At 65.0% G+C, this 8,986-nt stretch carries 6 protein-coding genes; 3 read left to right on the forward strand and 3 right to left on the reverse strand.

The features are described 5' to 3' along the window. The 3 genes from CWO89_RS36355 to CWO89_RS36370 form a co-directional block, all read left to right on the forward strand. Positions 1-830, forward strand: an 830-nt coding sequence (locus tag CWO89_RS36355) for an autotransporter outer membrane beta-barrel domain-containing protein (protein WP_130583207.1), incomplete at its 5' end; no start/stop codon positions are given. Between the two features lie 374 nt (positions 831-1,204). Next, complete coding sequence (locus CWO89_RS36360; protein WP_130583208.1) at positions 1,205-2,599, forward strand: FAD-dependent oxidoreductase; 1,395 nt, start codon at positions 1,205-1,207, stop codon at positions 2,597-2,599. A gap of 286 nt (positions 2,600-2,885) precedes the next feature. Further along, positions 2,886-3,755 carry a hypothetical protein gene (locus CWO89_RS36370; protein ID WP_130583210.1) on the forward strand — a complete coding sequence of 290 codons (870 nt, stop codon included), beginning with the start codon at positions 2,886-2,888 and terminating at the stop codon, positions 3,753-3,755. Between the two features lie 62 nt (positions 3,756-3,817). Here the strand turns inward: CWO89_RS36370 and CWO89_RS36375 are convergent, their stop codons facing one another. From CWO89_RS36375 to CWO89_RS36385, 3 genes are all read right to left on the reverse strand, one after another. Further along, on the reverse strand, positions 3,818-5,044 hold the full coding sequence (locus CWO89_RS36375; protein ID WP_130583211.1) for a GGDEF domain-containing protein: 1,227 nt from the start codon (positions 5,042-5,044) through the stop codon (positions 3,818-3,820). A gap of 186 nt (positions 5,045-5,230) precedes the next feature. Beyond that, on the reverse strand, positions 5,231-6,733 hold the full coding sequence (locus CWO89_RS36380; protein ID WP_130583212.1) for a class I adenylate-forming enzyme family protein: 1,503 nt from the start codon (positions 6,731-6,733) through the stop codon (positions 5,231-5,233). A gap of 49 nt (positions 6,734-6,782) precedes the next feature. Then, on the reverse strand, positions 6,783-8,498 hold the full coding sequence (locus CWO89_RS36385; RefSeq protein ID WP_130583213.1) for an extracellular solute-binding protein: 1,716 nt from the start codon (positions 8,496-8,498) through the stop codon (positions 6,783-6,785). Positions 8,499-8,986: the final 488 nt, after the last annotated feature.

Raw genomic sequence — 8,986 nt, forward strand, 5'->3', positions numbered from 1 at the left:
CGGCGTTCTGGGCGCAGGGCGTCGGCGCCTGGGGCCGGTTCGGCGGCGACGGCAATGCCGCTGGCATGCGCCGCGATCTCGCCGGTTTCTTCAGCGGCGTCGATCATCGCTTCGGTCCCAATTGGATCGCGGGCATCGCCGGCGGCTACACCAGTTCAACCGTCCGCGTCAGCGACCGGGCGAGTTCCGCTGATGTCGAGACCGCGCATCTCGCCGGTTATGTCGGTGCGACCTACGGCGCACTCAGCCTGCGCGGCGGTGCGGCGGCAAGCTTCAGCACGCTCGACACCAGCCGTTCGATCATGTTCCCGAATTTCTTCGACACTGCACGCGCCCGTTACGACGCGACCACCGCGCAGGTGTTCGGCGAGGCGGGTTATGGGCTGACATTCGGACAGGTCGCGCTCGAGCCCTTTGCTGGGCTTGCCTGGGTCCATCTCGACACCAACAGTTTCAATGAGACCGGCGGCAGCGGCATCGCCGCGCTGCTCGGCTCCGGCACCAAGGAAGACGTCGGCTACTCAACGCTCGGCGCGCGCATCGCCACCAGCTTTCTGCTGACCAACGGCATGTCGCTGACGCCGCGCGCCTCGGTGGCGTGGCAGTACGCTCTCGGTGATGTCACCCCGACGGCGGCACTCGCGTTCCAGAGCACGGGCGCGAACTTCCTGGTGGCGGGCGTGCCGCTTGCGCGCAACGCAGCGCTGGTCGAGGGCGGGCTCGATCTGCGGGTCACGCCGCAAGCCTGCGTCGGCATCGCCTATGTCGGCCAGTTCGCCGACCGCGTGCAGGATCATTCGGTCAAGGGCAGCTTCACCTGGAGATTCTAGAGCAGGATCCGGAAAAGTAGAAACCGGCTTTCCCTCGCGACAACGCGAAGCGTTTGCGCGGAGATCATGATCTCATCTCTTTGTTTGAGCATGATCTTTTCGGAAAACCGGTTTCCACTTTTCCGGATCATGCTCTAGGAGCGCAGCAGCAGAGGCGCGACGCAAACCCCGCCACACGCGACGAGTGTCGCGCGCGGAACTTCGGCGCGGCGGCAGCCAGGGCAGCGCCCTCCACCGCGAAGGTTCCAGCCGCAACCATATGCATGAATGCATGAGCGCGATCACGATCAGCGGCGCATAGCGGTGGCGCTTCTGGCGCAATCCTATGTCCTCGGAGGTAGGGGTCCGTTTCGGAGACAACACGGAGATCATCCATGTCTCAGGCTGAACACTTCGATATCGTCATCCTCGGCAGCGGTCAGGGCGGAAAGCAGCTCGCATGGCATCTTGGCCGTTCCGGCAAGAAAGTCGCCGTGGTCGAGCGCCGCTGGGTCGGCGGTGCCTGCCCGGCAGTCGCCTGTCTCCCATCGAAGAATGAAATCTGGAGTGCGCGGGTCGCTCACCTCGTGCGGAACGCTGCGCATTTCGGGACACTGACTGGTGCGGTCAAGACCGATATGGGCAAGGTGCGCGCTCGCAAACAGGGCATGGTCGACCGCGAGATCGCATTCCACCTGAACGCCTACAAGGAGAGCGGCGCGGAACTCATCATGGGCAGCGGCCACTTCGTGGGTCCGAAGACCCTTCAGGTCGCGTTGAACGATGGGGGTATCCGCTTGCTCGCGGGTGACGAGGTTGTCCTCAATGTTGGTACGCACGCAGCCATTCCTGATATCGCCGGTCTCAAGGCCGCGCGTGCGCTTACTCATATCGAAGCGCTGGAGCTCGACTACGCGCCGTCGCACTTGATCGTACTCGGGGGCGGCTATGTCGGTGTCGAAATGGCGCAGGGCTTCCGTCGGTTCGGCAGCCGAGTGACGATCATCGAGCCGGGTCGCCAGCTCATGGGACGGGAAGATGCCGATGCGGCCGAAGAGATTCAGCGCATTCTGAGCGGCGAGGGGATTGACGTGCTGCTGAACGCCCAACCCGTCAGTGTCGATGGTGTTTCCGGCGATACCGTGTCGGTAAGCGTGCGTACCCTCAAGGGCGAAGAGAAGATCGAAGGCAGCGACTTGCTTGTGGCAGTTGGCCGGGTCGCCAACACCGCCGGCATCGGGCTCGACGAAGCCGGAATAGAACTCGATGCCCGCGGCTTCATTCGTGTCAACGAACGTCTGCAGGCGACTGCGCCCGGTGTCTGGGCCATCGGCGAATGCTGCGGCAGCCCCCAGTTCACGCATGTCTCGGTCGATGACTTCAGAATTGTAAGGGACAACATGGCAGGCGGCACCCGCAGGACCGACGATCGCCTCATTCCTTATGTCGTGTTCACCGATCCGCCGCTCGCACGTGTCGGCCTCTCCGAGCAGGAAGCCAAGCGGCAGGGTATCCCTGCGCGTATCGCGAAGCTGCCGATGAGTCATGTCCTGCGCACGGAGGCAACCGACGAGACCGACGGCTTCATGAAGGTTGTCGTCAGCGCGAACGACGACCGTGTCCTCGGCTTTTCAATGATCGGTTCCGAGGCCGGCGAGGTCATGGCTGTCATCCAGGCCGCAATGCTCGCCGGCTTGCCGTACCCAAAGTTGCGTGATGCCGTGATAGCGCACCTCACCATCGCGGAAGGACTAGGCCCGCTGCTGGCAAACGTGCCGCCGCGGTCTTGATCGCACGCAGCGGCAGTGGAAACGATACCGGTGCTCTAAGACGAGCGCCGGCATCGGACGGCGGCCTGAATGCCGCCAGAGGGCCGAAATTCACATTTGAGAAAACCATTGTGGCCCCAAGGCCGTGTGGCGCGGCGCGTCGGCGTCTCACAGGAACCTTCCCAACGAGCTGCGATTATAGCCGGTGGAGGAGGACTGAAATGAACCAGCTAATCTATCTGATTGGCCTGATCGTCGTGATAATGGCCATCCTTTCGTTTTTTGGTCTGCGCTGAGGAGTTCGACCATGACAATCGAAGCTCCTACGCTCGTCGAAGACGAAGCGCTGACGCTAGCTGACGAAGTCCGATATCTGCATTGGACGCCCATAGTCGGGGGCGCGCTCGCTGCTGCGGCGTTTGCCTTCATCCTGGTAACCTTTGGCGTCACCATCGGTCTTGGCGTCAGCTCGGCCTCTCCAACCTGGCGAGACGCATCCGCCGCGCTGGCGTTGCTGTCGGGGCTTTATCTGATCTTGCAGGCGATCGTCAGTTTCGGTCTCGGCGGGTACATTGCGGGTCGCACGCGCGGCTTTGATGCGGCGCGCAACTTGGAGACGGAAACGCGGGACGGTCTTCATGGCCTGACGGCCTGGGCCCTCGCGGTTCTCCTCGGGGCCGCACTGGCGGCAATTGTGAGCGCAGCCACGGTCAACCGTTCGTCTCCATCGCTTACGATGGGAAGCACCAGCGCCGCCGAACCGCTTCTGAGCTACGAGCTCGATCGGCTGCTGCGCGCGCCACGTCGGCCTCCCAATGCTGATATCAGCGCCGAACGCGCCGAGGCCGGCCGGATACTCATGACGTCGTCGAGCCACAATGGGGTGAACGGTGATGACCGGACCTATCTGATTCAGCAGGTCCAGGCGTGGACCGGCCTTTCCGCTGGCGATGCCGAACGGCGAGTCGATCAGGCGATTGCGAGTTCGAAGACGGCGATCGCTCGCGCGCGTCGCAGCACCATTATCCTGGCGTTTTCGGTGGCGGTCGCCACCTTGCTCGGAGCCGTCAGCGCCTGGGCGGCGGCAGTTGCGGGCGGTCGGCACCGCGACGGCGCGCCGCTTCCGGAATGGATGGCGTTTGCCGACAGGTTCGAGCCAAGAATTGCGGCGCGATAGCGGACTCGTCATCATCCACGTTCTTAAGATCGGCGGTCGCCGCGCGCTCTTCGACTGCGCTGCTACGACGCCGCGCGATGCGCCTCGTCATGTAGCCGCGCGAGCAGTGATCTTGCCGTGTCGTTCGGCAGCAGCGTAGCGACGCTCACGCTGGGATCGGAATGCATATCGCGCTTGCCATGGCTGGTGTGGCGCATGACGCTGGAGAGGCGACGCGCGATAGCGTGGGCGTTGCGCAAGTCGGCGCCGGCGAAGACGACGATGACCGATCCGTCTTCCCGGGCCGCGCCGAAATCCATCTGACGCATCAGCCGGCTGATAATGCGCGCGCCGTCGAACTGCGCGCGCGGATGGGCGGGATCGAAGGCGAAGCGCGCCACGCTCAACGCGCCGCCGTGCTCGATGGTCTGATAGACGGCGGTGGCGAAATCGCGCTCGAAGGCGGTGTGCGTGAGCAGGCCGGTGCGCGCATCGATCAGGCCCTCGGCGTCGATCGCGCGCAGCGTCCGGCTCAAATGCACTTCGAACGCGTGCTGGCGCACCAAAGGCAGCGCGGTCGCGGCGACGTCGGCCGGCTCGCCACCAACCAGCTCGAGATGCGGCAATTCGTAGCTCGGAGCGAGCCCGTCCGGCGTCGCCACGACCGGCAGATTGCGGAAGCGGGCATCTTCGGCGAGTACCGTCAGGAAGGCATCGATCACACGCAGCGTGAAGCCTTCGCCGAGCACGATGCCGTCGACGTCGCGGGAATTGAGATGCTTGGCGGCCGCCTCGATGCTGAGCGCGCCGACCACGCCGCAGCGCTCGCCGAGCACGACCGAGAGCGCCGGGTAGGCGCCGCCGCGGCCGATCAGGAGCACGGTCGCGTCGCGGCTGGTATCGATATCCGAAAGCAGGATCGGCGAAGGTGGCACCAAGCGCCGCATCACGGTCGAATGCAGCGAGCGGATGCGCAGCACCGCATTCAGACGTGCGAGCAGGCGGCTGGGATGCTTCTCGGCATGAAAGAACGGAATCGCATTGTCGGGCAACGCCGCTTCGGGATCGACGGCGATCAGCGGCAGATAGGGCTGGCGCGGCGCGACCATCGCTGCCAATTCGGCAAGTCCAGCCTCATCTCCGCTCGAGGCAGCGGCGATCACGGCGGCTGGCTGTACCTGGGCGACTGCGCGCGCGGCGTCAGTCCATGTGGTCTCGATCACCGGAAACAGCCTGCTCTCATCGAGCGCGCGCGCAAAGGCTGGCCGACCTGTGGTCGAGGCAATCAGGATCGGGCCTTGCTGGGGCATTCGGCAACTCGGATCGGGCGGAAGCTTTGGCCGCCATGCTAGTTGCCGCCGCTTAATGCAGCGTCAACGTGAGATCATGATCCGATCAGGCGGAATCGGATCATGAACTCATCGCTTTGTTTGAGCATGATCTTTTCGGAAAACCGGCTTCCACTTTTCCGGATCATGCTCTAACGCGGGGTTTGCTCAGATGCCGCCGGTCCGATCGCGAAAGGCTTCGACCATCAATGGATTGAGGCCGAGTTCTGTCATGGCGTTGCGGGCGCGCGCATTGTCCTGGGCGCGCCCGGCGAGGCGATGGCCGGCGAGGCGGTCGGGCAGAGCGGTGAGCAGCGCGCCCTGGCCGAGCCGGCGCGACCATTCCTGCAGGTCGTTGGCGAGGAAGCGGTAGCCACCAACCGCCATGATGCCGGACGGCGGCGCGGTGATATTGATGGCGCCGGTCGAACGGTCGAGCCGCGCTGCATATTCGGTGTCGACGTAGTCGCGGGGCGGCGGGGCTATCAACGCGTCGTTCGGCACTTGCGGCGGTGCGTAGGCTGCGGCGGGCACCATCGGCCCGCGCAGGCCAAGCGTACCCGTTGGCGTCAGCAGGATCTCGCCGGCAATGGAGGAGCCCGGGAGCTCGCGCGGCGCGCCATGCGGACCCGGCTGGATCGGCGCGGGTGAACCGTCCTCGGCGGTCCGGCGCGCGCCGAACAGGCCGGCTTCGCCGAACAGATAGACATCCGTTAGCGTCGCGCGCTGCGCGGTCCAGGACGCGCCGGCGGCGACCTGTTCGGGTGCCCGCCACAGCCCGATCACGTTCCGCACGCTCGGCATGTTGGCGTCGAGGTCGAGTTCGGCCAGCCGCAGCGCCAGAGGCGCAGGCGCAATCAGCGTGTCGCAGGCATGGTCATTGATCTGGGTCTGCAGCACCTCTTCGTCGAAGGGGTGGTGCAGTACCAAAGTGCCGCCAGTGAGCAGCCAGACTGCAAGCGAAGAAGCCAGCCCCGCGAAGGACATCGGGGCAAAAGTTGACATGATGGTTGCGCCCTGCGGCACGTCGCTCTCCAGCGACATCGCAAGTCCGCCGGCGATCACGGCGAAATGGGCGCGCGGTACCGGACGGAAGCCATCGGCGGTCACATCGAACGAGATCAGCGAGGCCTTGCGGCCGTCCTGGATCACCGCCCGCGTGGTCGAGGATTCCCGCAGGATGGCCTGGTCGAGCGAGGCCATGCCTTCGGGCAGATCGTTGCCGAAACCGCAGACATGGCGGATCGAGAACGCTTCCGCCGCCGCGTTCATCGCGAACTCGGCGTAGATGACGCCGTCGATCCGGCTCGTCGTCACGATCGCCCGCGCGGCGGTGCGGTTCAATGCCGCGGTCAGTTCGGCGTGCCGCCAGAGCAGCGGCATCGGCGCGACCACCAGGCCGCAGCGATGGGCCGCCAGCACCGTCAGCGCGAATTCGACCGTGTTCGGCAATTGCACGGCCAGCACCGAATTGGCCGGCAATCCCGCTTCAATGAAATGCGCCGCTAGCGCCGAGATCGCGCGGTCGGCTTGCGCATAGGTCAATCGCTTGCGCGTCTGACCGGTGATGCGCTGCTTGTTGAGCGGATCGACCAGCGCCAGCGCGTCCGGCTGCCGCGCCAGCACGCGCTTGAACAGGGAATCGAGCGTGGGCGAAGCGGACTGGGTCACGGGTTCAACGTCGGTTGCATCAACTTCGGTTGCATTACTTGGCCTGCGGCTACTTCGGTTGCGACTCTGGCCTCTGCCACCAAGTCTCCGGCAGGTAGCCGGTCAGGGCAGTGCTCTCTGGCCGTTCTATCCGATTCCAGCGCGCGATCCATTGCTCCGCGATGTTAAACAGGGGAATTGCGTAGAAGCCGGACATCAGCGTGCGGTCCAGCGCCCGCACCGCCGAGACGAAGGCGGGCCGCTCCCGCGCCTCCAGGAGCGCGGCGATCAGGGCGTCGATCGCCGGATCCTTGGCGCCCATGTAATTCCTGGTGCCGGGGATGTCGGCGGCCTGGCTGCCCCAATAGAACGACTGCTCGTTGCCGGGCGACAGCGATTGATCCCAGCGATTCTGGAGCATGTCGAACTCGTAGCCGAGCCGGCGCTGGTCGAACTGGACCGGATCGACCGCGCGCACGCGCACCTCGATGCCGGCACGCTTGAGGTCGCGCTGGTAAGCGAGCGCGATCCGTTCCTGGTCGCGGGTCGTCACCAGGATCTCGAAAGCAAACGGCGCCTTGGTCGCGCGGTTACGTAGCACCGTGCCCTCGAGCTCGTAGCCGGCCTCCGACAGCAGTGCGAGAGCGCTGCGCAGCGCGGTACGGTCGCGGCCTGAGCCGTCGCTGACCGGCAGGTGATAGCTGCCGTCGAGAATGTCGGGCGCAATATGCGCGTTCGCCTGCTGCAGCAATTCTCGTTCGCGCTCGTCGGCCGGGCGGCCATAGGCGGACAGTTCGGAGCCGGCGAAGAAGCTGCCGCTGCGGGCATAGAGGCCGAAGAAGTAGTTGCGGTTGATCCATTCGAAATCGAACAGGAGCGTCAGCGCCTTGCGCACGCGGACGTCTGCAAACAGCGGACGGCGGGTGTTGAACACCAGGAATTCGGAAGGTTGCGGCGTCCCGGTCTTGATGGTGTCGCGGATCACCTCGCCGTTGCGGGCCGCGGGGAAATCATAGCCGTCGTGCCAGCGCAGCGGTTCGGCCTCGACACGGAAATCGTAGAGGCCGCGCTTGAAGGCTTCGAACTGGCCATTGGCCTCGCGGTAGAAATCGAGCCTGATCTCGTCGAAATTGTAGAGGCCGCGATTGACCGGAAGGTCGCGGCCCCAATAGTCCGGATTGCGCACCAGCGTGACGCTCGCGCCCGGCTTCACCGCGCCGACGCGATAGGGGCCGGAGCCGATCGGTCCCGTCATCGTGGTGTCCTCGAAGGTAGCCGGATCGACCGCGTGTTTCGGCAACACCGGCATCAATCCGAGGATCAGCGGCAGTTCGCGGTCGTTGGCGCCTGTGAGGTCGAAGCGCACCGTGAGCGGGTCGGGGGAATCGGCTTTCGCGACCTTCGCATAATATTGCCGGTGGTTGGGACGGCCGTGGTCGCGCAACAGCTCCCAGGAGAACAGCACGTCCTCGGCGGTGACGGGCTTGCCGTCGGAAAAGCGGGCGCGGGGATCGAGATGGAAGGTGACGTAGCTTCTCGCATCGTCGGTCTCGACCGTCTTGGCGAGCAGGCCGTAGAGCGTGAACGGCTCGTTATTGCCGCGCGCCAGCAGGCTCTCGACGACGAAACCCCTGATCTGCTGCACGGCGAGGCCACGAACGATCAGCGGGTTGAGGCTGTCGAATGTCCCGAGGATGCCCCAGGTCAGCCGGCCGCCCTTGGGCGCATCGGGATTGACGTAGGGCATATGGGTGAAATCGGCCGGCAATGCCGGCGCGCCGTGCATCGCGATCGCATAGCTTTCCGCCGCCCGCGCCGGACCGGTCCCGACCAGCGCGAGGGCGATGGCGAAACCCAGCGCGGCGAGCACGCCACGCCCAAATGCAACCCAGGAAACGCGCGGAGCAACGCGCCGATCTGATTCGCGAAATCTCACGGAACGAGCTTTACCACAGGACCTTGCAACTCGCCGTGACGTTGGGGCAAACCTGCTTGCCGGCATTGATCTTTTCGTCTGCCGCTGTATTGAAGGCGCGTGCAATTGAACAAGGCGGCAACGCCTGTCACGTATCCGCCTCAATTGACTAGGAGACAGCCGCCCCAAACGGCTAGGTGTCGGTGCCCTGCAGCGGTTTCGGGCGCCGCCGTTGAGAAAGGGTTTTCCGCAATGAATTTCCGTATCTTGGCCGCGTCGGCCCGGCCGCGTGGGCGAATTTTCGCCGCCTTGGCAGCGACGGCCGTGTCCGCTGCCGTGCTTGTTCCCGAGGCCGGAGC

It is taken from the genome of Bradyrhizobium sp. Leo170 (genome assembly GCF_004296405.1).
Classification (GTDB): Bacteria; Pseudomonadota; Alphaproteobacteria; order Rhizobiales; family Xanthobacteraceae; genus Bradyrhizobium.

What these genes read in the sequence shown, in the direction of transcription:
- CWO89_RS36360 (WP_130583208.1), top strand. Translation starts at nt 1,205, where the DNA reads ATGTCTCAGGCTGAACACTTCGATATCGTCATCCTCGGCAGCGGTCAG.
- CWO89_RS36370 (WP_130583210.1), top strand. Translation starts at nt 2,886, where the DNA reads ATGACAATCGAAGCTCCTACGCTCGTCGAAGACGAAGCGCTGACGCTA.
- CWO89_RS36375 (WP_130583211.1), bottom strand. Translation starts at nt 5,044, where the DNA reads ATGCCCCAGCAAGGCCCGATCCTGATTGCCTCGACCACAGGTCGGCCA.
- CWO89_RS36385 (WP_130583213.1), bottom strand. Translation starts at nt 8,498, where the DNA reads ATGCACGGCGCGCCGGCATTGCCGGCCGATTTCACCCATATGCCCTAC.